The organism is Allobosea sp. GW823-FHT01F03 (genome assembly GCF_058798075.1).
The window spans coordinates 428,219-447,715 of record NZ_CM179505.1 but is presented as its reverse complement, the minus strand read 5'-3'; the positions used below and the strand labels follow the sequence as shown (position 1 = coordinate 447,715).

The following is a 19,497-nucleotide window of genomic DNA, read 5'->3' as shown; positions in this document are numbered from 1 at the left end:
TCCCCGATCGCCTGTTCACCGGCTTCAACGCGCCGCGGTCACCGCCGCGACCAGGCCCGTCGCCATGCTCAGCAACAGGTAGTTATTGTCGACCTTGACCCAGGTCTGGCCGCGGCCCGGCGTGCGCAGGCCATGGCGGTGGTAGTCCCGCACCTGGCCGTGCCGGCGCCAGTCGTTCATGCGCTGACCCTTCGCCCAGCGATGGTGGCGGATTTCCTTCTGGCGGACATGACCGCGAGCCGGAGCATGAATCACTCTTTTCTCGACGTAATAGGAATTTGAGCTCGGCCCATGGTAGCGCGGCTGAGCAACGGCAACAGAAGAAGTAATAACGACAAAGCTAGAAGCGAGAATAATAGTGCGCTTGAACATGACTAAACTCCGTTATTCGATAGGTAGAATTTAGCCGTCAGGAATGAACCAAATCTGAACCGTTCCATTAATGTTCTGTAATGATCAGGACATCTGGAGATCAGCGAACAAGAGACGAAGCCGCACTGTGGAGTAGCTTGCGGTTTGCGTTCAGCGCCATTCCGTCTGGGGCCCTCAGGCCCGGCCTTTAGCCGGCACAGGGATAAAGGTCGCGGAACGCCGGAAGCCATCAGGCGGCGCCAGTGCGCAGCGATAGAGCGCCGGAGCGACGCGGCTAGGCCGCTTGCCCGGATGACGATGCGCAGAGCCGACGGGCGCAGCCCGAGCCCTTTTCAGAATCAGGCTGGATCCGCCCGCTCGCCGCCGGCGCCGCGCCCGGCGATCAGCCAGTAGACGAAGCCCGTCGCCGCCCCCACCAGGAACAGGGCGGAGATGATCTGCAGTTCAGCGGCACTCGGCGCGCGCGCGAGTCCGAGCATGGCGAGCGGCAACAGCGCGGCGAGCACGCCGGTCAGCCCGCTCTGGATCAGCCCGCTGCGCAGGCGGAAGAGCTCGGAGCCGATGGCGACGAGCAGGACCGGCGCCACCAGGATCGCGAAGCCGAGTCGGCCGAGCAGCGAGAACGCCGCATCCGCCGCGGGGCCGGGATCGAAGCCTTGCGCCGCCATGTCGAAAAGGGCCGCGATCAGCCGCTCGAAGCCACCGCCGATCAAAAGGCCGAGATCCGGCGAGACGACGCCCGCGATCAGCAAAGCGAACATCCCGGCCCCGACCGCAAAGAGCAGCGCGAACGGGATCAACAACAGCCAGCGCAGCATGATGTCAGCCCGCGAGCGCCGCCGGCTGCTCGGCCTCGCCTTGCTCCAGCATCAGCCTCGCCCTCGCCGAGAGCTTCTCGGTCTCGCTCTTGAGCTGGCCGCAGGCGGCGAGAATGTCGCGCCCGCGCGGGGTCCGCACCGGCGAGGCATAGCCGGCGCGGAAGACGATCTCGGAAAAGCGCTCGATCCGCTCCCAATCCGAACATTCATATTTCGTGCCGGGCCAGGGATTGAACGGGATCAGGTTGATCTTGGCCGGAATACCCTTGAGCAGCCGGACCAGCTCGCGCGCATCCGCGTCGCTGTCGTTCACGCCCTTCAGCATCACATATTCGAAGGTGATGCGCTTGGCGTTCGACAGGCCGGGATAGTTGCGGCAAGCCTCGAGCAACTCCCTAATCGGGTACTTCTTGTTGAGCGGCACCAGCTCGTTGCGCAGCTCGTCGCGCACCGCATGCAGCGAGATCGCCAGCATCGTGCCCATATCGTCGCCGAGCGGGCCGATCTGCGGCACGACGCCGGAGGTCGAGACGGTGATGCGGCGGCGACCGAGCGAGAGCCCCTCATTGTCGGCGATCACGTCGATCGCGTCGCGCACGCCGTCGAAATTGTAGAGCGGCTCGCCCATGCCCATGAAGACGATGTTGGAGACGAAGCGCCCACCATCATTTGGCACGAAGGCGCCGTCCGGCGCGCTGCGGTTCGGGAAATCGCCGAGGCGCTCGCGCGCCACCATCAGCTGGGCGACGATCTCCTCGGTGGTGAGGTTGCGCACCAGGCGCTGCGTGCCGGTATGGCAGAAGGTGCAGGTCAGCGTGCAGCCGACCTGGCTGGAAACGCAGAGCGTGCCGCGGTCGACCTCGGGGATATAGACGCATTCGATCTCGGCGCCGCGGTCGCGCGGGCCGGTCGGCGCCATCCGCAGCAGCCATTTGCGGGTGCCATCGCTCGAGACCTGCTCGGCGGTCACCTCCGGCAAATCGAGCGTGAAGCGCTCGGCGAGCGCGCTGCGCAGGCCCTTGCCGATCGTCGTCATCGCCGAAAAATCACGGACGCCGTAATGATAGACCCAGTTCCAGAGCTGGCCGACGCGCATGCGCCGCTCCTTCTCGGGAACGCCGATCTCGGCCAGCGCCTCGGCCATGCCGGCGCGCGTGCGGCCGACCAGCGAAGGGCGCCGCAAAGCAGGTTCGACCGCCGGAGCGGTGGAAGAAGGGGCGGTAACGGTCATCGGAACTCGGTTGGAAATGGGCCACCGGGCCCTGAATTTCCGCGGCTCATAGCATGAAAACCCGGTATCGTGAAATCACGAGCGAGCGGCCGGGCATGCATATGCGTCCGACCCTCGGGCACGGAGGCGATCGGCAGGAAGCGGAAAGGCCGCGACGAGGCGGCCATTTCTATGGAAGTGGCAGCCTCTCCGAGCAGAGCAGGCGCTACTTGCAGGCGTCCTCGGCCCGCTTGACGATCTGCGAGATGCCGGCGAGCGAATATTTGTCGCTGGTCGGGTTGCCGCGCTTCGAGGTGCCCTTGATCTCGAGCGCCGAGCCCTTGCGCAGCGCGTCGAGCATGCGGCCTTCCTCGGCCGGGTTCTTCAGCCAGATGTTCTGGCCCTTGGCGACGAGCACGAAGCGCTCATTGCCGATGATCGCCTGATGCTCGACATCTTCCTTGAGGTCGAAATTCATCACCAGGCTGATCTCGTTGCGCACGCCCTCGGTCGGACGGGTCGAGATGAACAGCAGCCCATCGACGTCCTTGAGATTGGCGGGCGAGCGGCTCTCGGCCTTGGAGAGCGCATAGCAGATCTTCGAGCGGCCCTGCTGCGAGGAGAAGGCCTGCCATTTGCCGGCGGTCTCGAGCAGGAGCGCCTGGCCCTGGCCGCTGGAGGCGCGCTGCGCCTGGGCCGCGCCGGGCGACAGCAGCGCCAGCGCGGTCAGGCTGAGAAGGGCAGCCGCCGTGAGCGGGCGGCGGGCGGAGAAGGGAGCCGGCTTGCGAATCATGGATCGCCACTAATCATCAGAAATCTTAACGCCAGATGGAGGCCATGCGAGATCGGCGATCCGGACAGCGCGCCACGACGCATAGAATGTCACGATCCTGGCGAAAATGCGAATAATACGCCGGGCTTCCCGCGCGGTTTCCCCCGCGGCCGCGCCGTGCCAGCTTGACGCTGAGCGAGGCTGCCGACCGAACGAAGCCCCAGAAGGAACCGACACAAGATGAAGGCGCTGCTCTGCGAGGCTCATGGCCCGGCCGAAACCCTCGTCATCCGCGATCTGCCCGAACCGGAGCCGGGGCCGGGCGAGATCGCGATCAGGGTCAGCGCCGCGGCGCTGAATTTCTTCGACACGCTGGTCATCCAGGGGCGCTATCAGGTCAAGCCGGCACTTCCCTTCTCGCCCTCGGCCGAATGCGCCGGCATCGTCAGCGCGCTCGGCGAGGGGGTGACCCAATGGCGCCTCGGCGAGCGGGTCGCCGCCTGGCTCGGCCATGGCGCGGCCCGCGAGATCGTCGTGGTTCCGACCGAAGCGGCGATCCGGATTCCCGAGAAGCTGAGCGATCGGCAGGCCGCCGGGCTGTTCGTCACCTATGGCACCGCCATGCATGGGCTGATCCAGCGCGGCGAACTGAAAGCCGGCGAGACGCTGGCGGTGCTTGGCGCCGCCGGCGGGGCGGGGCTCGCGGCTGTCGAGATCGGCGCCCTTCTCGGCGCGCGCGTCATCGCCTGCGCCTCCTCGCCGGAAAAGCTCGCCTTGGCGCGCGAGCATGGCGCGCAGGAGGGGCTCGACTATGCGGCGGACGATCTGCGGGCCGGACTGCGCCGTCTCGCCCCGGACGGGGTCGACGTGCTCTACGACACGGTCGGCGGCGATCTCGCCGAGCCGGCCTTGCGCGCGATGGGCTGGGGCGGGCGCTATCTCGTCGTCGGCTTCGCCGGCGGCGCCATTCCGAGGCCGCCGCTCAACCTCCTGCTGCTCAAGGGCTGCGATCTGCGCGGCGTGTTCTGGGGCGATTTCGTCCGGCGCGAGCCCGCCGCCCACCGCGCCAATATGGAGCGCCTGCTCGGCTGGGCGGCGGAGGGCAGGATCCGCGCCCATGTCCACGCCGCCTTCCCGCTCGAGCACGCCGCCGAGGCCCTCGCGCTGATCGCGGAGCGCAAGGCCCGGGGCAAGGTGGTGCTGACGCCCTGAGGCACTGGAGCCCGTTTTACCGATCAGATTCATCCAATCCGATCGGATCCGGCTCTAGAGCTCGGCGAGGACCTTCTTCGCCCTGGCGCGGTGCTCGACCGTGATCGAGCCCGCCACGGCCGCGATCGCCGCCGCCAGCACGGCCGCATCGTCGGTGAAGCCGAGGAAGGGCATGATGTCGGGCAGCGCGTCGACCGGCAGCACGAAATAGCCGAGCGCGCCGAGCAGCGTGTAGCGCACGCGCCGCGGCGTCGCCGGATCGCGGGCGCAGAACCAGGCGGCGAGCCCGTCCTCGGCGAAGGGGATGCGCTTGGCCACGCGCCGGAGCAGAGCCATGAACTCCGAGCCGAAGCGTTCCTCGTCGCGCAGGCTCCGGCGGATCGCCGCCATCTCCTCGGCGGTAAAGCGCTGGCTGAAGCTGTCGCTCATTCCTCTCTCCCTTGGCGCGCCAACACTAGCCCGCCGTCGACGCGAAAATGTGGCCCCGCATGAAGGGCTGCACAAGGGATCGACTCAGAATCGCACGTCGAACCCTCTTGGAGCCGGAGCATCGCGCCTCTAAACCCCTTGCAGCAATGTCAAAAGCTTGAGGAACGCGCCATGCAGCTCGATTCGTCCCTTGCCGCCATCGTCACCGGCGGCGCCTCCGGTCTCGGCGAAGGCACCGCGCGCATGCTCGCCAGCCATGGCGTCAAGGTCGCGCTGTTCGATCTCAATGCCGAGCGCGGCGAAGCGATCGCCAAGGAGATCGGCGGGCTGTTCGTCACCTGCGACGTCACCGACGAGGCGTCCGTCGACGCCGCCTTGCAAAAATCCCGCGCCGCCCATGGCGTCGCCCGCATCGTCGTCAACTGCGCCGGCATCGCGCCCGGCCGCCGCGTCGTCTCGAAGAAGCGCGAGACCGGCGAATTGATCGCCCATGACCTCGCCACGTTCGAGAAGGCGGTCGCGATCAATCTGACCGGCACCTTCCGCCTGATCGCCAAATCGGCGGTGGCGCTGGCGGCGCTCGAACCGGTCACCCCGGATGGCGGCCGCGGCGTCTTCGTCTGCACCGCCTCGGTCGCCGCCGAGGACGGCCAGATCGGCCAGGCCGCCTATGCCGCTTCCAAGGCCGGCGTCGTCGGCCTGACCCTGCCGGTCGCCCGCGACCTCGCCGGGGTCGGCATCCGCATCGTCACGATCATGCCCGGCCTGTTCGAGACGCCGATGTTCGCCGGCCTGCCCGACGATGCCCGCGCCTCGCTCGCCGTCTCGGTGCCGCATCCCTCGCGCCTCGGCCGGCCGGCCGAATATGCTGCGCTGGTCAAGAGCATCGTCGAGAACGACATGCTGAACGGCACCGCGATCCGCCTCGACGGCGCGATCCGCCTCGCGCCGAAGTAGGCCACTCCCCGCTTGTCATTCCGGGCTCCTCGCTTTGCGAGGCCCCGGAATGACTGTGCAGAAGCTTTACTCCGCCGCACCCTCGCGCTTGATCTCGTGCTTCAGGATCAGCGGCGTCTGCGCCAGGGCGAAGATCATGGTCAGCGGCATCACGCCCCAGACCTTGAAGGCGACCCAGAAATCCTGGCTCTGGGTCCGCCAGACCAGTTCGTTCAGCGCCGCCAGCACGAAGAAGAACAGGCCCCAGCGCAGCGTCAGCTTGCGCCAGCCGGCATCGTCGAGCTGCAGCACGCTGTCGAGCACCAGCGCCAGCAGCGAGCGGCCGAACCAGAGCCCGCCGAGCAGCACGCAGCCGAACAGCGTGTTCACGATCGTCGGCTTGACCTTGATGAAGAAGGCATCGTCGAGCGCGATGGTCAGGCCGCCGAACACCGTGACCACCACCGCGTTGACGATCGCCATGCGCGGCAGATGGTTCATCAGGATCTTCGACAGCGCCAGCGCCAGGAGCGAGGCGGCGATGAAGATGCCGGTGGCGACGAAGATGCGCCGGTCCGACTCGATCCCGAACAGCCGGTCGCCATAGGAATTGGCGAAGAAGAACACGGCGAGCGGGCCGAATTCGAGCGCCAGCTTGAGCAGCGGGTTGATCGGCTTCGCCTTGCCCGCCTCCGTCGCGCTCGCCGCCGTTTCGCTCATGCCAGTTCTCCCAATCCCGCCACGGCCCGCGCGAAATCGCGCGCCTGGAACGGCTCCAGATCGTCGACGCTCTCGCCGACCCCGATGAAATGCACGGGCAGCCCGAACTGCGCCGCCAGGGCGACCAGGATGCCGCCGCGCGCCGTGCCGTCGAGCTTGGTCATCACCAGCCCGGTGACCCCGGCCGTCTCGCGGAAGGCCTCGACCTGGCTGACCGCATTCTGGCCGACCGTGGCGTCGAGCACGAGCAGCGCCGCATGCGGCGCCTGCGCATCGAGCTTCTGGATCACGCGCACCACCTTGGCGAGCTCGGCCATCAGCCCGGTCTTGTTCTGCAGCCGGCCGGCGGTGTCGATCAAGAGCACGTCGGTTCCCGCAGCTTTCGCCTTCTGCAGCGCCTCGAAGGCGAGCCCCGCGGCATCGGCGCCCTGGTTGCCGGCGACCACCTCGGTTCCCGTCCGGGCGCCCCAGACCTTGAGCTGCTCGATCGCCGCGGCGCGGAAGGTGTCGCCCGCCGCCAGCATCACCGACTTGCCCTCGGCCCGGAATTTTGCCGCGAGCTTGCCGATCGTCGTCGTCTTGCCCGAGCCGTTGACCCCGACCATCAGGATCACGAACGGCTTTTTCGTGGCGTCGATCACCAGCGGCCTGGCGACAGGGGTCAAGATGGCCTCGACCTCGCGCGCCAGGATCGCCTTCACCTCGTCCGGCTCGATCTGCTTGTCATAGCGCCCCTCGCCGACCGCCTTGGCGACACGCGCGGCGGTGGCGAGGCCGAGATCGGCCTGGATCAGGATGTCTTCGAGGTCCTCGAGCGTCGCGGCGTCGAGCTTGCGCTTGGTGAAGAGGTCGGCGATGCCGGTGGTCAGCGCCGAGGAGGTCCGCGACAGGCCATCGGCCAGCCGCCGCCACCAGCTTCGCTTCGGCTGCACCGGCTCGGCTGCGACGATCGGCAGCGGCGCCTCCTCGCCGAAAAGCACCTCCGGGGCGAGCAGCGCCTCGGCTTCGGGCTGGGGCTCCGGCTCGGCTGGAAGCTCCGGGACGACATCGACCGGGCGTTCCGATTCCGGCTCCGCCACGGGTTCGACGACCGGCTCCGGGGCCGGCGCGGTCTCGACCACCGGAGCCGCCGGCTCCTGCGGCCTTTGCTTCTCGTCCAGCCCGAACAGCTTCGAGAAGAAGCCGCGCTTTTTCGGTTCGGTCTCGCTCATCACTCGTCCTGACGCCACATGCGGCGACACTTCCGGTTGCATGGCCCTGCGGCCTTCGTTAGCGCAATGCCATGAGCCAGCCGGACCGACCAGTCTTTTCGCCAGAAGCCGCGCCAGGGGAGCAGCCCTCCGAGCCGCCCGTTCCCCTGCTCTACCGCGACGCGATGATGCTCGTCATCGACAAGCCGGCCGGTCTGCCGGTGCATCGCGGCCCGCAGGCGAAGGGCCGTGTCATCCCGGTGCTGACCGACCATCTCGACGCGCTGCGCTTCGGCCTGCCGCGTCGCCCGGAAGCCGCGCACCGGCTCGACAAGGACACCTCCGGCTGCCTCGTCCTCGGCCGCCATCCGCGCGCCATGGCGCAGCTCAACCAGATGTTCCGCGATGGCCGCATCGGCAAGACCTATTGGGCCGTGGTCGAAGGCGAGCCGACCGCGGAAGAAGGCTTGATCGACCTTGCCCTGGCAAAGCTCTCGCCAGATCGCGGCTGGTGGATGAAGCCCGACCCGGCCGGCCTGCCCTCGCAGACGCGCTATCGCGTGCTCGGCCGTGGCCGGCTCGACGGGGCGCCGCTCGCCTGGCTGGCGCTGGAGCCGCTGACCGGCCGTACCCACCAGCTGCGGGTGCATTGCGCCGCCAGCGGCTGGCCGATCCGCGGCGACGAGATCTACGGCACCGCACCGCGCAGCGGCGGCCCCGGCCTGCATCTGCATGCCCACGACCTGACCTTGCCGCTCTATCCGAAGCGCGCTCCGATCCGGGTCGAGGCGCCGCCGCCGCCGCATCTGCATGCCGCGCTCTCCGCCTGCGGCTGGGCACCGGGCGAAACCTTTCCTAAACCCTAACGGCGAACCGGCCTTGCCCGATGGTTCGGTCAACCATTCCCTAAGCCGCGGCTGCTATCGCTGGTTGCAGAAGGCGCGGAGCGCGGAATCATGCTGGAGCAGGTGGCGAGGACGGCCGAGACGCGCAGCGCGCTTCTGAGCTTCGCGCAGGCACGCGCCGAGATCACGGCCCGGCCGGAAGCCAATGCCGCGCTGGCGACGCTCGCCGACTGGGTCGAGAGCTATCTGATGCGCGAGCATCCGCAGCTCGGCCGCACCGGCGCGGTCTGCCCCTTCACCCGCCAGGCGGCCCGCATCGACACGGCGCGGCTCGCGATCTGCGAGGCCGGACCGGAGGAGGAGGAGCGCGCCTTCACCCTGGTCCGCGGCAGCTTCGCCGCGCTCGACGCGATCTCCTGCAAGCCCGGCATGGAGCATTTCCGGACGATCATCATCGGCTTTCCGCGCTGCGGCGGCGCGGCCGGCCTCGCCATGCTCCAGCGGGTGCAGAAGCGGAACAAGTTCCATTCGCTCAGCCGCCGCAGGATGATCGGCCTGATGCATGCGGAATCGGATGCGCCCGGCCTGTGGAACCCCGATTTCAGGCCCCTCCGCTCGCCCTTGCCGGTGCTCGCCATCCGCCATCTCGTCGAGCACGACGCGCCCTTCGCGGTGCGCCACCCGCTGCTGCTGCTGCCCTATCTCGCCCATTTCAGACTGACCGGAGCCAGGCGCCTGATCCAGCATCTGCGCGGCCAGGCCTGAGCCGTGCCCGCGCGGGCTGCGATGGCGGAGGCGGGAAGCCGGCCTCCCAGCGACGACGCCGCGATGGCGCCGCTCGCGCTCGACCTCCTGACCGACCGTGCCGCCTTCGAGGCGCTGAAGCCGGAATGGGACGGCCTCTTCGTCCGCGCCGGCATGCCGCAGCAGCTCTTCCTGCGCCATGCCTTCCTGCGGCACTGGTGCGACCATTACCTTGATGCAGGGAGCCGCATCTGCATCCTCGGCGGACGCAGCTCCGGCAGGCTTGTGATGCTCTGGCCATTGCTGCGCCGGCGCAGCCTCGGCCTCGACATCCTGCAGTTCATGGGAGCACCGGTCGCCCAGTTCGGCGACGTCCTGGTCGAGCCCGGCCCGCACCGGCAGGCCTGGCTCGATGCAGGCTGGAAGGCACTCGACCGGCTCGGTGCCGATCTCTTCGAGATCCGCCAGCTGCGCGCCGACGCGGCCCTTTCCCGCCCGGAGGCGGCGCTGCTAGTGCAGCGGCAGGACGCCCCCTTTGCCGAGCTGGAGCGTCGTGTTTCGGCTGAAGGCCCGAGCCTGGCCTATCCGGCCCGCGAGCGCTCGAACTATCGCCGCCGCCTGCGTCGCCTGGCCGAGCGCGGCGAGCTCGGCTTCGGCGCGCTGACGCCAGGCGCCGAGGCGCGCGAACTTGCAGCGACAGCCGTGACGATGAAGCGCCGCGCCCTCGCCCGGCACGGCATCCTCGCGCCGACGGTCGCCGATCCCCGCTTCCAGAAGCTCTTCGCCGCACTCGCCGGCGACGCGGCCGACGAGGCCGGCCTGCGCCTGTCGCTCGTCACCTGTGCCGGCCGGCCGATCGGCATCGACATCTCGTTCGACTGCCTTGGCCGCAGCTTCGGCCATGTCATCGCCAGCGACCCCGATTTCGAGCGCGAGGGCATCGGCCGGATTCTGATCCATCGCGCCTTCGCCGAAGCCAGGGCGCGCGGCAGCGCCGTCTTCGACCTGCTCGCGCCGGCCGATCCCTACAAGCGCGAGCACGCCGACGGCTCGGTCGCGGTCTACGATCTCGCCATACCGCTGAGCCGGCGCGGCCGCCTCGTCTGCGCCTTGGCGCTGCCGCGCTTGCGCCCGACCCTGAAGACCATGGCGAAGCGCCTGCCTGCAGCCTGGGTCCGCCGCTGGCTCAAAGTCACCCGGCGATCCGGTTGACCAGCCGGCCACGATCAGGCCGCGGCGGCCTCAGCTCGCCATCGCATCCATGGCGCGCGCCATCCTGATGTCGAGCTCGGTCAGCCCGCCCGCGTCGTGGGTGGCCAGCGTCACCTCGACGCTCTTGTAGACATTCGACCATTCCGGATGGTGGTCCATCTTCTCGGCGAGCAGCGCCACCCGGCTCATCCAGCCGAAGGCCTCGCTGAAGTCGCGGAAGACGAAACGCCTGGTGATCGCCTCGCGGCCTTCGACCAGTTTCCAGCCGGCCAGGACCGCCAGCGCTTCCTGCCTCGCCTCGGGGCTGAGGCGCTTGGGCCGATCGTTCATCCTCTCATCTCCGCTCGGAAGCCATGCGGCTCGGCCGGTTCGGATAGGCCGGGCCAAGCGGATAGGCCGCCTCCAGCACATAGGGACCGCCGCCGATCGATTCGCGCGAGGAGAACAGCGCGACGCGACGCGCCGTGAAGCTGATCGGTCGTACGATCGGATGGGTCGCGAGATAATGCGCCACCTCGAGCGGCGAGGCGTCGCGCAGGCGCGCCAAAGTGACATGCGGCATGAACTTGCGGCCTTCGGCCGGCAGCCCGAGACGGCGCATAAGTCGCTCGATATCTGCCTGGAGCTCGCTGAGCTGCGGTGTCGGCTGGACCCGCGCGAACACGGCCCGTGGCCGGTCGCCGCCGAAGCTGCCGAGCTGGTCGAGCGTGATCGTCAGCGGCGGCGCCCGGACATCGTGCAGGAAGCTGTCGACGTCATGGGCCATGCGCCGGTCGATATCGCCGAGGAAGCGCAGGGTGATGTGGTAATCGGCTGGCTCGATCCAGCGCGCACCGATCAGCCCACCGCGATGCAGCGTCAGGGCCGAGGCGACCTCGGCGGGAATCTCCAGGGCAGTGAACAGCCGCGGCATAGCTCTATCAGTGCCAAGCGTTTGTGACTCTGGCGAGACGAAGCCTCGCATTGCCAGCCCGACACGGCAAGCCGGCTCCGAACAGGCCCCTCTTGCCCTCCCTCACGACATCGCCATCCCGGCCGGCCGGGATGACGATGGGCTTTGACGCCCTTACGGGCAGGGATTGCCGAAGCGCTGGTGGATCGCGTCGATCTTGGCTTCGAGCTCAGCCGGAATCGTCACAGCGGCCGAGCCGATCGCGATCTTCAGCTGCGCCATGCTGGTCGCGCCGATGATGTTCGAAGTGACGAAGCAGCGCGAGGTGACGAAGGCGAGCGCCATCTGCGCCGGATCGAGCCCGGCTTCGCGCGCCAGACCGACATAGGCCCGGATCGCCTCCTCGGCGCCGGCAGTCTCGTAGCGCTGGCCTCGGGCGAACAGGGTGGTGCGCGCCCCGGCAGGGCGGGCGCCGTCGAGGTATTTCCCGGTGAGATAGCCCTGTGCCAGCGGCGAATAGGCGAGCAGGCCGACCTGCTCGCGCAGCGCGATCTCGGCCAGCGCCGTCTCGAAGGTGCGGTTCAGGAGATTGTAGGCGTTCTGGATCGACTGCACCCGCGGGCGCCCGCCCGTCTGAGCCTCGGCGAGGAAGCGCATCGTGCCCCAGCCGCTCTCATTGGAGAGGCCGATATGGCGGATCTTCCCGGCCTTGACGAGATCGGCGAAGGCGTCGAGCTGCTCGGCGATCGGCGTCTCGTCCGCCGCCGGCTCGAAGGCGGCCTTGCCGAAGCGGGTCGGGTTCGAACCCCAGGCCATCGGCCGATCGGGGAAATGGATCTGGTAGAGGTCGATATAGTCGGTCTGCAGCCGCTTCAGGCTCTTGTCGACGGCTTCCCCGATCTGCCGGCGGTCGACCCGGGTCGGCCCCTTGTCGTCGCGGAACCAGTCATTGGCCGAGCGGCCGATCACCTTGGAAGCGAGGATCACCTTGTCGCGGTTGCCGCGCGCCTTGAACCAGTTGCCGATGATCCGCTCGGTCGAGCCTTGCGTCTCCGGCTTCGGCGGAATCGAGTAGAGTTCGGCCGTGTCGAAGAAGTTCACGCCCTGGTCGAGCGCATAATCCATCTGCTCATGGCCTTCGGCCTCGGTGTTCTGCTGGCCCCAGGTCATGGTGCCCAGGCAGATCGCCGAGACCTCGAGATCGGTGCGGCCGAGTTGACGGTATTCCATGACGCAAGGCTCCGGAGGCGGGCGCACCGGGCGCGCCGCGGACAGGTTGAAAGGAAGTGGGAAAGGCCAGCGCTCAGGAGCGCGGGCGCAGGGTGGCGAGAAAGCGCTCCACCGTCGGCAGGATGCGCGTCGCGATGACGCGCACCCCTTCCGCCGTCGGATGCAGCAGATCGGGCTGGTTCAATACCCGGTCACCGGCGATGCCGTCCAGGAAGAACGGATAGAGGATGAGCCCATGCTTTTCGGCGAGGCGGGGATAGAGGCCGTCGAAGCGCGCCGCATAATCGGCGCCGAGATTGCGCGGTGCATACATGCCGGCGAGCAGCACCGGGATGCCGCGCGCCTTGAGCCTGGTCACGATCGCGTCAAGCGCCTTCTCGGTCAGCCCGGGATCGATCCCGCGCAAGGCGTCATTGGCGCCGAGTTCGAGGATGACCCCGTCCGTCCCGTCCGGCACCGACCAGTCGAGCCGCTCGAGCCCGCCCTGCGAGGTGTCGCCGGAGACGCCGGCATTGGCGATCTCGGCGGGAATTCCCTTCTCGCGCAGCAGCTTCTCCAGCACGGCCGGGAAGGCGGCGCTGCCGGGCAGATTGTAGCCGGCGGTCAGGCTGTCGCCGAGCGCGACGAGCTTGAGCGGCGGCGTCTGGGCCTGGAGCGGCGTGGTCATGGCATGGAAACCCAAAACGAAGGCAATCAGCAGGGTCGCGGCCCAAAATCCGCGCAATGGCTGGATTCGGGCGCCGGAGCGCCCATATCGGTTGGCGGCGCCGGCCTTGCAGGCAGCGGTCATGGCGGGTCTTTCTCCTTCGGCTCCGGAAGCGGCGCGTAGGAGCGGCATCGGACGGGATGAGAGCGGAAACATGGCGGTGAGCGAGCAGGGCCCCTCGGCGATCGAATTGCGGGACGTCGAACTCAGTCTGGGGCGAGGCGCCGCCCGCGTCCATATCCTGAAGGGCGTCTCGCTGGCCATCGCCGAGGGGCAGGCCACCGGCCTCACCGGCCCGTCCGGCTCCGGCAAGTCGACACTTCTGATGACCATGGCCGGGCTGGAACGGCCCGATTCCGGCCTCGTCAGGGTGGCCGGCCAGGATCTCGGCGCCCTCGGCGAGGACGAGCTCGCCCTGTTCCGCGGCCGCCGCATCGGCATCGTCTTCCAGTCCTTCCATCTGGTGCCGACCATGACGGCGCGCGAGAACGTCGCCCTCCCGCTGGAGCTCGCCGGTGCGGCCGACGCCTTCGAGCGCGCCGCCGCCGAGCTGCGCAATGTCGGCCTCGGCGACCGCATGGACCATTACCCGGCCCAGCTCTCGGGCGGCGAGCAGCAGCGCGTCGCCATCGCCCGCGCCGTCGCGACCGATCCGGCGATCCTCGTCGCCGACGAGCCGACCGGCAATCTCGACGAGGCGACCGGCCGCTCGATCGTCGATCTGATCTTCGGGCTGCGGCGCGAGCGCGGCGGCACATTGGTGCTCGTCACCCACGACCTTTCGCTCGCCGCCGCCTGCGACCGCACCGTCAGGCTGCGCGCCGGCCGGATCGAGACCCCGGCCGAGGCCCCGCAGACTGCGCCGGTGGCCTGACCATGCATGCTCCCGTCAAGCCGGCCGCAACCGACCCCGTCCCGACGCCGCGCGGCACCGGACTGAAGCTCGCTTTGCGCCTCGCCTGGCGCGATCTGCGCGGCGGCCTGCGCGGCTTCGGCGTCTTCATCGCCTGCCTCGCGCTCGGCGTCATGGCGATCGCCGCCGTCTCCTCGGCCTCGCGCGGCCTCAGCGAGGGGCTCGGCCGCGAGGGCAGGCGGATCCTCGGCGGCGACGCCGCCTTCAGCCTGATCCATCGCGAGCCGACACCGGAGGAGCGTGCCTTCCTCGAAGGTCGGGGCACGGTCTCGACCATCGCGACCCTGCGCGGCATGGCCAATGCCGGCGAGAAGGGCGCGGCGCTGGTCGAGATCAAGGCGGTCGACGGCAGCTATCCGACCATCGGCGAGTTGCGCAGCGACCCGGCCGGCTCGGCCACGGAATTGCTCGCGGCCCGCGACGGCGTCTTCGGCGGCATCGCCGATCCCGTCCTCTTCGGCCGGCTCGACCTCAAGCCCGGCGACATCGTCCAGATCGGCTCGGCCCGCGTGCAGTTGCGCGCCAGCCTCGTCTCTGAGCCGGACAAGATCGCCGCCGGCGTCGGCTTCGGCCCGCGGCTTTTGCTCTCGCAGGACGCCCTACGCGCCTCCGGCCTGCTGCAGCCCGGCAGCCTGGTGCGCTGGACCGCCCGGGTGACGCTCCCCGAGAACGCCTCCTCCGATGCCGCCCTCGACCGGCTGCTGGCCGACGCTGCCCGCGAGCAGCCCCAGGCCGGCTGGGAGATCCGCTCGCGCTCCAACGCCGCCCCGAACTTCCAGCGCAATATCGAGCGCTTCACCCAGTTCCTGACGCTGGTCGGCCTGACCGCCCTGCTCGTCGGCGGCGTCGGCGTCGCCAATGCGGTGCGCCGCTTCGTCGAGGCCAAGAAGCTCGACTTCGCCACGCTGAAGGCGCTCGGCGCCACCGGCGGCCGGGTCGTCACCATCCATCTCGCCGAGGTCATGCTGGTCGCCGCCTTCGGCATCGCCATCGGCCTCGCGCTCGGCGCCGCCGCGCCCTTCGCCCTGGCCTATGCGCTCGCCGACAGCCTGCCGCTGCCCTTCGAGGCGACGCTGGCGCCGGGCGAGCTCGCCATCGCCGCGCTCTACGGGCTCCTGACCGCGCTCGTCTTCGCCATCATCCCGCTCGGCCGCGCCCATGACGTCCCGGTCTCGGCGCTGTTCCGCGACCAGATCGAGCCCGACCGGCGCCGCCCGCGCTGGATCTACCTCGCCATTTTCGGCGCCGCGCTCGCCGGCCTTGTCGGCGTCGCGCTCGCCTTCGCCTATGAGCGGCGCATCGCCCTGATCTATATCGGCGTCGCCGGCGCGGTCTTCCTGCTGCTGCGCCTGATCGCCTGGGGGCTGATGGCGCTGGCACGGCGCACGCCGCGGCCGCGCCGCCCGTCTTTGCGCATGGCGCTCGCCAATATCTATCGGCCGGGCGCGCTGACGCCCTCGCTGGTGCTCTCGCTCGGCCTCGGCGTCGCCCTGCTCTCGGCGCTCGCCTTCATCGATGTCAGCCTTTCGCGCCAGCTCACCCAGTCGCTGCCGAAGACGGCGCCGAGCTTCTTCTTCCTCGACATCCCCAACGCCCAGGCCGGTGCCTTCGACGAATTCCTCGCCAAGCAGCGCCCCGGCGCCGCGGTCGAGCGCGTACCGATGATGCGCGGCCGCATCACCAGCCTGAACGGCGTGCCGGCCGAGCAGGTCAAGGCGAGCGAGCAGATGGCCTGGGTACTGGAGGGCGATCGCGGCATCACCTATGCGGCCAGCATGCCGGAAGGCTCGCGCCTCGCCTCCGGCGAATGGTGGCCGGCCGACTACAAGGGTGAGCCGCTGGTCTCCTTCGACGCCCGCGCGATCGAGGGTCTCGGCCTCAAGCTCGGCGACACGCTCACCGTCAATGTGCTCGGCCGCAACATCACGGCGCGGGTCAGCAATTTCCGCAACATCGAGTGGCGCTCGCTCGGCATCAATTTCGTCATGGTGTTCTCGCCCAACACCTTCGCCGGCGCCCCGCACACCAACCTCGCCACCGTCACCTTGACCGACGCAGCTTCGCCGTCCGGCGACGCCGCGCTGATGCGCCAGCTCGCCATCGCCTTCCCGGCGGTGACGGCGGTGCGGGTCAAGGACGCGCTGGAAGCGGTAAACGTCATCGTCGCCCAGCTTGCCAACGCGATTCGCGGTGCCTCCAGCCTCGCCATCGTGGCGAGCCTGCTGGTTCTGGCCGGGGCGCTGGCGGCCGGGCAGCGGGCGCGGCTCTACGACGCAATGATCCTGAAGACATTGGGCGCCACCCGCCGCTTCATACTTTCGTCGTACGCCCTCGAATACGCAGGGATCGGCGTCGTTTCCGCCCTTTTCGGGCTCGTCGCCGGCGCGGCGGCCGGCTGGGGGGTCGTCACGCAAGTGATGAAGATCGAGTTTGTTCCAGACCCGACCGGCGCTGTTCTTGCTGCGACTGCCGCGGTCGCCGTCACCGTCATGTTCGGATTGATCGGGACGTTGCAGATACTTTCGAAAGCGCCCGCTTCTCATCTACGCAATTTATGAGTTCGTTACGTCCGCGGCGCGTCGTAAACATGAACAAAGGGTAATGTTGCATCGAAACGCCGGCGCAGTTCTATCGCGCCGGCCCGATTAACCATGGCCGCCCCTTGTAAGGCGGCGCATTCCCCCTCATATTCCGCACTGTCGCCACGAAGGTGGACGATGGTGGGCCTTCGCAAGGGCGATGTCCGCCTTTGCCAACGGTTTCAGGGGAACTTTCTGCATGAGCAACTTCGACCGCAATGCTCCGGTCTGGGGTGCGGGCCGCGCACAGCAGACCAGCGCCGTCGAGATGGATCAGGGCCTGCGCTCGTTCATGCTCGGCGTCTACAACAACATGACGATCGGCCTGGCCATCACCGGCCTGTTCGCGATCGGCATCTCGATGCTCGCCATCGCCGGCTATACGCCGACGGGCAAGGTCGCGGCGCTGACGCCGCTCGGCCAGGCGCTCTATCTCAGCCCGCTGAAATGGGTCGTGATGCTGGCCCCGCTGGCCTTCATCCTGTTCTTCTCGTTCAAGGCCGAGAGCATGAGCTCCTCGACCGCGCGCGCCATGTTCTTCGCCTTCGCGGCGGTGATGGGCGTGTCGATGTCGTCGATCTTCGTGGTCTTCACGGGTGAATCTATCGCCAAGGTGTTCTTCATCACCGCGGCGGCCTTCGCCGGCCTCAGCCTGTTCGGCTACACGACGCAGAAGTCGCTGTCGGGCATGGGCTCCTTCCTGATCATGGGCCTGATCGGCCTGGTGATCGCCTCGGTCGTGAACCTGTTCCTGGCTTCGAGCGCCCTGTCCTTCGGCATCTCGGTGATCGGCGTGCTGGTCTTCGCCGGCCTGACCGCCTGGGATACCCAGCGCCTGAAGGAGATGTATCTCTACTCGAACCTGGACTCGGAATCGGCTGCGAAGCTCTCGGTGAACGGCGCTCTGTCGCTCTACCTGAACTTCATCAACATGTTCCAGATGCTGCTCTCGCTGCTCGGCAACCGCGAGTAAGCATCAAGCGCCCAGGCGCGCGGATATCGAGCCCCGGCTGCAAGGCCGGGGCTTTTCTTTTGCCGGTGCGCGCACCACTGGTGACGCCATGTTTCTCGCCGCTCTCGTCATCCGCGGCGCCTAGAGCATCGGACCGAAAAGTGGAATCCACTTTTCGGTCCGATGCGATAACAAAAAGATAGATCACGGCAACCGCGTCCGAACGGACGCGCGGCGCCTAGCCATAGCCGCGGGGATCGGCCAGGAGCCCGGCCGCCCTCCGGATGTTGATGCAGAAGAGCCGCTGGAACAGCCGGTCAGCTCACCACGCTCAGGCGCTTGTCGAGCACCCGCAGCACGCGGCCGAGTTCGGCGCCGCGCTTCAGGATCAGCCCCGTCGCGCTGACCACGGAATAGGCGCCCTGGCGCCGCGCCAGCGAGGGATCCTTGACGATGCGGTAGAGCGGCACCTCGCTCGAACGCCGGAACACCGAGAACTGGGCCTTGTCGCGCAGGAAATCGATGGCGTAGTCGCGCCATTCCCCGGCCGCGACCATGCGGCCGTAGAGATTGAGCAGCTCGTTGAGCTCGCGCCGGTCGAAGGTGACGGAGGGCGGGGCGGCCGCCCCTGGGAAGGCGACCACCGCGCCCGCTCGCTGCGCTGGCGGAGTTTCGCTCTCGCTCATCGCGACTCCTGCCTGACGATGGCCGAACCATCGACTTCGATCTAGGGGGATGATGGCCCGCCCTTCCGGCTCTGACAAGCGCGATCGCACGCCGGCTCGAGACCGTGATCATCTTCATCGCCGCCGCCACGATTTTGCCGCGCTTGCGCCAAGCGGCTGCCCTGTTGGGCGTCTCAACTCTCCTCGTTGCCTCGGCGGCCCGGCCTGTACGGTACCGGACACGTCAGCCCCCCAGCCCCTCCGGCGCTGCGGCAGGCTGGGCCAACGAGTCGAGGCCAACTCACGGCTGGCGGTGACGCCGGCCGTTTTTCTTGTCTGCCGGCGCTGCGAGAGACCGTCCTGCTACCGCACCGACCCGTGATACTCGGCATTGGGGCGCATATCGACGGCCGAGGCCATCCGGTTCGACATGTTGAAGAAGGCCGCGACGGCGCCGATGTCCCAGATGTCGCGCTCGGTAAAGCCGGCATCCCGCAGCGACTGCCGGTCCTCCTCCTCGACCAGATGCGGGACTTCGGTCAGCTTCTCGGCGAAATCCAGCATGACGCGATGGCGCGGCGAGAGCGCGGCGGCGCGATAGTTCATCACCAGCATCTCGCCGAGCACCGGATCGCCAGAAAGCTGGCGCACGGCCGCGCCATGGGCCGTCAGGCAGTAATAGCAGCGATTCACGCTCGAAACGGCGACCGCGATCATCTCGCGCTCCAGCTTCGACAGGCCGGACGGCGCCAGCATCAGATCGTTGTAGAGCGTCGCGAAGGCCGCGAGCTTGGCGTCGTCATGGGCGTAGGCGAGCAGCACGTTCGGGACATAGCCGAGCTTCTCCTCGCATTTGGCGAAAAAGGCCTGCATCTCCTGCGACAGCTCGGCCTGTGGCAGCGCCAGCGCCATCACGGCGGGCGGCGCATCCTGCTTCGCCGGAATCTCGCCCACCATCGGCTTGTCATGCTTCTTCGTCATCTCTGCACTCCTTGCGCTGATTTCCGCGCGGATCAGGCACGATTTGCCGCTCCTGCGCCACATTGGTGCAATCTGGCTGCTGCCATGCGACGAAAGTTGCAGCGGCAGGTCAGCTATGT

Annotated in this window: 21 protein-coding genes; 8 read left to right on the top strand and 13 right to left on the bottom strand. The window is 68.4% G+C overall.

Annotated features, from left to right (window positions below; all coding sequences use genetic code 11):
• Window positions 1-24: 24 nt before the first annotated feature.
• The 4 genes from AC3RCC_RS02100 to AC3RCC_RS02085 all read right to left on the bottom strand — a co-directional run bounded on the left by AC3RCC_RS02100 (window position 25) and on the right by AC3RCC_RS02085 (window position 3,193).
• Complete coding sequence (locus AC3RCC_RS02100; protein WP_492257445.1) at window positions 25-372, bottom strand: RcnB family protein; 348 nt, start codon at window positions 370-372, stop codon at window positions 25-27.
• Window positions 373-710: 338 nt separating this feature from the next.
• Complete coding sequence (locus tag AC3RCC_RS02095) at window positions 711-1,190, bottom strand: hypothetical protein (protein WP_291639035.1); 480 nt, start codon at window positions 1,188-1,190, stop codon at window positions 711-713.
• Between the two features lie 4 nt (window positions 1,191-1,194).
• Entirely contained in the window at window positions 1,195-2,421 is a 1,227-nt protein-coding gene (gene rlmN, locus AC3RCC_RS02090; RefSeq protein ID WP_492257444.1) for a dual-specificity RNA methyltransferase RlmN, read from the bottom strand.
• A 205-nt stretch (window positions 2,422-2,626) separates the two neighbouring features.
• On the bottom strand, window positions 2,627-3,193 hold the full coding sequence (locus tag AC3RCC_RS02085) for a hypothetical protein (protein ID WP_291649702.1): 567 nt from the start codon (window positions 3,191-3,193) through the stop codon (window positions 2,627-2,629).
• Window positions 3,194-3,412: 219 nt separating this feature from the next.
• Between AC3RCC_RS02085 and AC3RCC_RS02080 the strand changes: the two genes are divergently transcribed.
• Window positions 3,413-4,384 (top strand): NADPH:quinone oxidoreductase family protein, encoded by a 972-nt coding sequence (locus AC3RCC_RS02080; RefSeq protein WP_492257443.1) that lies wholly within the window; start codon window positions 3,413-3,415, stop codon window positions 4,382-4,384.
• Window positions 4,385-4,438: 54 nt separating this feature from the next.
• Here the strand turns inward: AC3RCC_RS02080 and AC3RCC_RS02075 are convergent, their stop codons facing one another.
• Window positions 4,439-4,813 (bottom strand): YkvA family protein, encoded by a 375-nt coding sequence (locus AC3RCC_RS02075; RefSeq protein WP_291639031.1) that lies wholly within the window; start codon window positions 4,811-4,813, stop codon window positions 4,439-4,441.
• A 171-nt stretch (window positions 4,814-4,984) separates the two neighbouring features.
• Between AC3RCC_RS02075 and AC3RCC_RS02070 the strand changes: the two genes are divergently transcribed.
• On the top strand, window positions 4,985-5,770 hold the full coding sequence (locus AC3RCC_RS02070) for an SDR family NAD(P)-dependent oxidoreductase (RefSeq protein WP_492257442.1): 786 nt from the start codon (window positions 4,985-4,987) through the stop codon (window positions 5,768-5,770).
• A gap of 66 nt (window positions 5,771-5,836) precedes the next feature.
• Here AC3RCC_RS02070 and AC3RCC_RS02065 read toward each other — a convergent pair whose 3' ends face one another.
• Both AC3RCC_RS02065 and ftsY read right to left on the bottom strand, forming a co-directional pair.
• Complete coding sequence (locus AC3RCC_RS02065) at window positions 5,837-6,469, bottom strand: septation protein A (protein WP_291639029.1); 633 nt, start codon at window positions 6,467-6,469, stop codon at window positions 5,837-5,839.
• Window positions 6,466-7,680, bottom strand: a complete 1,215-nt coding sequence (ftsY, locus tag AC3RCC_RS02060; RefSeq protein WP_492257441.1) for a signal recognition particle-docking protein FtsY — start codon at window positions 7,678-7,680, stop codon at window positions 6,466-6,468. The genes AC3RCC_RS02065 and ftsY overlap by 4 nt, the downstream gene beginning before the upstream one ends.
• A 164-nt stretch (window positions 7,681-7,844) precedes the next feature.
• Between ftsY and AC3RCC_RS02055 the strand changes: the two genes are divergently transcribed.
• From AC3RCC_RS02055 to AC3RCC_RS02045, 3 genes are all read left to right on the top strand, one after another.
• Entirely contained in the window at window positions 7,845-8,525 is a 681-nt protein-coding gene (locus AC3RCC_RS02055; protein ID WP_492258731.1) for an RluA family pseudouridine synthase, read from the top strand.
• Between the two features lie 90 nt (window positions 8,526-8,615).
• Window positions 8,616-9,269, top strand: coding sequence for a DUF6875 domain-containing protein (locus AC3RCC_RS02050; RefSeq protein WP_291639027.1), 654 nt, complete (start codon window positions 8,616-8,618; stop codon window positions 9,267-9,269).
• A 63-nt stretch (window positions 9,270-9,332) separates the two neighbouring features.
• On the top strand, window positions 9,333-10,460 hold the full coding sequence (locus tag AC3RCC_RS02045) for a GNAT family N-acetyltransferase (RefSeq protein ID WP_492257440.1): 1,128 nt from the start codon (window positions 9,333-9,335) through the stop codon (window positions 10,458-10,460).
• A gap of 30 nt (window positions 10,461-10,490) precedes the next feature.
• Here AC3RCC_RS02045 and AC3RCC_RS02040 read toward each other — a convergent pair whose 3' ends face one another.
• The 4 genes from AC3RCC_RS02040 to AC3RCC_RS02025 form a co-directional block, all read right to left on the bottom strand.
• Complete coding sequence (locus tag AC3RCC_RS02040) at window positions 10,491-10,790, bottom strand: 4a-hydroxytetrahydrobiopterin dehydratase (RefSeq protein ID WP_291639025.1); 300 nt, start codon at window positions 10,788-10,790, stop codon at window positions 10,491-10,493.
• Window positions 10,791-10,794: 4 nt separating this feature from the next.
• Entirely contained in the window at window positions 10,795-11,373 is a 579-nt protein-coding gene (gene thpR / locus AC3RCC_RS02035; protein WP_291639024.1) for an RNA 2',3'-cyclic phosphodiesterase, read from the bottom strand.
• 153 nt (window positions 11,374-11,526) lie between these two features.
• The gene (locus tag AC3RCC_RS02030) at window positions 11,527-12,582 is read right to left on the bottom strand and encodes an aldo/keto reductase (RefSeq protein WP_291649692.1); all 1,056 of its coding nucleotides are present in this window, start codon (window positions 12,580-12,582) and stop codon (window positions 11,527-11,529) included.
• A gap of 73 nt (window positions 12,583-12,655) precedes the next feature.
• On the bottom strand, window positions 12,656-13,249 hold the full coding sequence (locus tag AC3RCC_RS02025) for an arylesterase (protein WP_291639065.1): 594 nt from the start codon (window positions 13,247-13,249) through the stop codon (window positions 12,656-12,658).
• A 193-nt stretch (window positions 13,250-13,442) separates the two neighbouring features.
• Between AC3RCC_RS02025 and AC3RCC_RS02020 the strand changes: the two genes are divergently transcribed.
• The 3 genes from AC3RCC_RS02020 to AC3RCC_RS02010 all read left to right on the top strand — a co-directional run bounded on the left by AC3RCC_RS02020 (window position 13,443) and on the right by AC3RCC_RS02010 (window position 17,753).
• Window positions 13,443-14,162: an ABC transporter ATP-binding protein gene (locus AC3RCC_RS02020; protein WP_492257439.1), complete on the top strand. Its 720-nt coding sequence runs from the start codon at window positions 13,443-13,445 to the stop codon at window positions 14,160-14,162.
• A gap of 2 nt (window positions 14,163-14,164) precedes the next feature.
• Window positions 14,165-16,759, top strand: a complete 2,595-nt coding sequence (locus tag AC3RCC_RS02015) for an ABC transporter permease (protein ID WP_492257438.1) — start codon at window positions 14,165-14,167, stop codon at window positions 16,757-16,759.
• A 220-nt stretch (window positions 16,760-16,979) separates the two neighbouring features.
• Window positions 16,980-17,753, top strand: a complete 774-nt coding sequence (locus AC3RCC_RS02010) for a Bax inhibitor-1/YccA family protein (RefSeq protein WP_291639020.1) — start codon at window positions 16,980-16,982, stop codon at window positions 17,751-17,753.
• Between the two features lie 296 nt (window positions 17,754-18,049).
• On the opposite strand, the gene AC3RCC_RS02005 is transcribed toward AC3RCC_RS02010, so the two are convergent.
• Both AC3RCC_RS02005 and AC3RCC_RS02000 read right to left on the bottom strand, forming a co-directional pair.
• Window positions 18,050-18,418, bottom strand: a complete 369-nt coding sequence (locus tag AC3RCC_RS02005; protein ID WP_291642568.1) for a DUF2794 domain-containing protein — start codon at window positions 18,416-18,418, stop codon at window positions 18,050-18,052.
• A 342-nt stretch (window positions 18,419-18,760) separates the two neighbouring features.
• Window positions 18,761-19,378: a peroxidase-related enzyme gene (locus AC3RCC_RS02000; RefSeq protein ID WP_492257437.1), complete on the bottom strand. Its 618-nt coding sequence runs from the start codon at window positions 19,376-19,378 to the stop codon at window positions 18,761-18,763.
• Between the last annotated feature and the right edge of the window lie 119 nt (window positions 19,379-19,497).

What these genes read in the sequence shown, in the direction of transcription:
- AC3RCC_RS02075 (WP_291639031.1), bottom strand. Translation starts at nt 4,813, where the DNA reads ATGAGCGACAGCTTCAGCCAGCGCTTTACCGCCGAGGAGATGGCGGCG.
- thpR (WP_291639024.1), bottom strand. Translation starts at nt 11,373, where the DNA reads ATGCCGCGGCTGTTCACTGCCCTGGAGATTCCCGCCGAGGTCGCCTCG.
- AC3RCC_RS02100 (WP_492257445.1), bottom strand. Translation starts at nt 372, where the DNA reads ATGTTCAAGCGCACTATTATTCTCGCTTCTAGCTTTGTCGTTATTACT.
- AC3RCC_RS02020 (WP_492257439.1), top strand. Translation starts at nt 13,443, where the DNA reads ATGGCGGTGAGCGAGCAGGGCCCCTCGGCGATCGAATTGCGGGACGTC.
- AC3RCC_RS02010 (WP_291639020.1), top strand. Translation starts at nt 16,980, where the DNA reads ATGAGCAACTTCGACCGCAATGCTCCGGTCTGGGGTGCGGGCCGCGCA.
- AC3RCC_RS02065 (WP_291639029.1), bottom strand. Translation starts at nt 6,469, where the DNA reads ATGAGCGAAACGGCGGCGAGCGCGACGGAGGCGGGCAAGGCGAAGCCG.
- AC3RCC_RS02055 (WP_492258731.1), top strand. Translation starts at nt 7,845, where the DNA reads ATGATGCTCGTCATCGACAAGCCGGCCGGTCTGCCGGTGCATCGCGGC.
- rlmN (WP_492257444.1), bottom strand. Translation starts at nt 2,421, where the DNA reads ATGACCGTTACCGCCCCTTCTTCCACCGCTCCGGCGGTCGAACCTGCT.
- AC3RCC_RS02005 (WP_291642568.1), bottom strand. Translation starts at nt 18,418, where the DNA reads ATGAGCGAGAGCGAAACTCCGCCAGCGCAGCGAGCGGGCGCGGTGGTC.
- AC3RCC_RS02085 (WP_291649702.1), bottom strand. Translation starts at nt 3,193, where the DNA reads ATGATTCGCAAGCCGGCTCCCTTCTCCGCCCGCCGCCCGCTCACGGCG.
- AC3RCC_RS02095 (WP_291639035.1), bottom strand. Translation starts at nt 1,190, where the DNA reads ATGCTGCGCTGGCTGTTGTTGATCCCGTTCGCGCTGCTCTTTGCGGTC.
- AC3RCC_RS02025 (WP_291639065.1), bottom strand. Translation starts at nt 13,249, where the DNA reads ATGACCACGCCGCTCCAGGCCCAGACGCCGCCGCTCAAGCTCGTCGCG.
- AC3RCC_RS02070 (WP_492257442.1), top strand. Translation starts at nt 4,985, where the DNA reads ATGCAGCTCGATTCGTCCCTTGCCGCCATCGTCACCGGCGGCGCCTCC.
- AC3RCC_RS02040 (WP_291639025.1), bottom strand. Translation starts at nt 10,790, where the DNA reads ATGAACGATCGGCCCAAGCGCCTCAGCCCCGAGGCGAGGCAGGAAGCG.
- AC3RCC_RS02000 (WP_492257437.1), bottom strand. Translation starts at nt 19,378, where the DNA reads ATGACGAAGAAGCATGACAAGCCGATGGTGGGCGAGATTCCGGCGAAG.
- AC3RCC_RS02030 (WP_291649692.1), bottom strand. Translation starts at nt 12,582, where the DNA reads ATGGAATACCGTCAACTCGGCCGCACCGATCTCGAGGTCTCGGCGATC.
- AC3RCC_RS02045 (WP_492257440.1), top strand. Translation starts at nt 9,333, where the DNA reads ATGGCGCCGCTCGCGCTCGACCTCCTGACCGACCGTGCCGCCTTCGAG.
- AC3RCC_RS02050 (WP_291639027.1), top strand. Translation starts at nt 8,616, where the DNA reads ATGCTGGAGCAGGTGGCGAGGACGGCCGAGACGCGCAGCGCGCTTCTG.
- AC3RCC_RS02015 (WP_492257438.1), top strand. Translation starts at nt 14,165, where the DNA reads ATGCATGCTCCCGTCAAGCCGGCCGCAACCGACCCCGTCCCGACGCCG.
- ftsY (WP_492257441.1), bottom strand. Translation starts at nt 7,680, where the DNA reads ATGAGCGAGACCGAACCGAAAAAGCGCGGCTTCTTCTCGAAGCTGTTC.
- AC3RCC_RS02080 (WP_492257443.1), top strand. Translation starts at nt 3,413, where the DNA reads ATGAAGGCGCTGCTCTGCGAGGCTCATGGCCCGGCCGAAACCCTCGTC.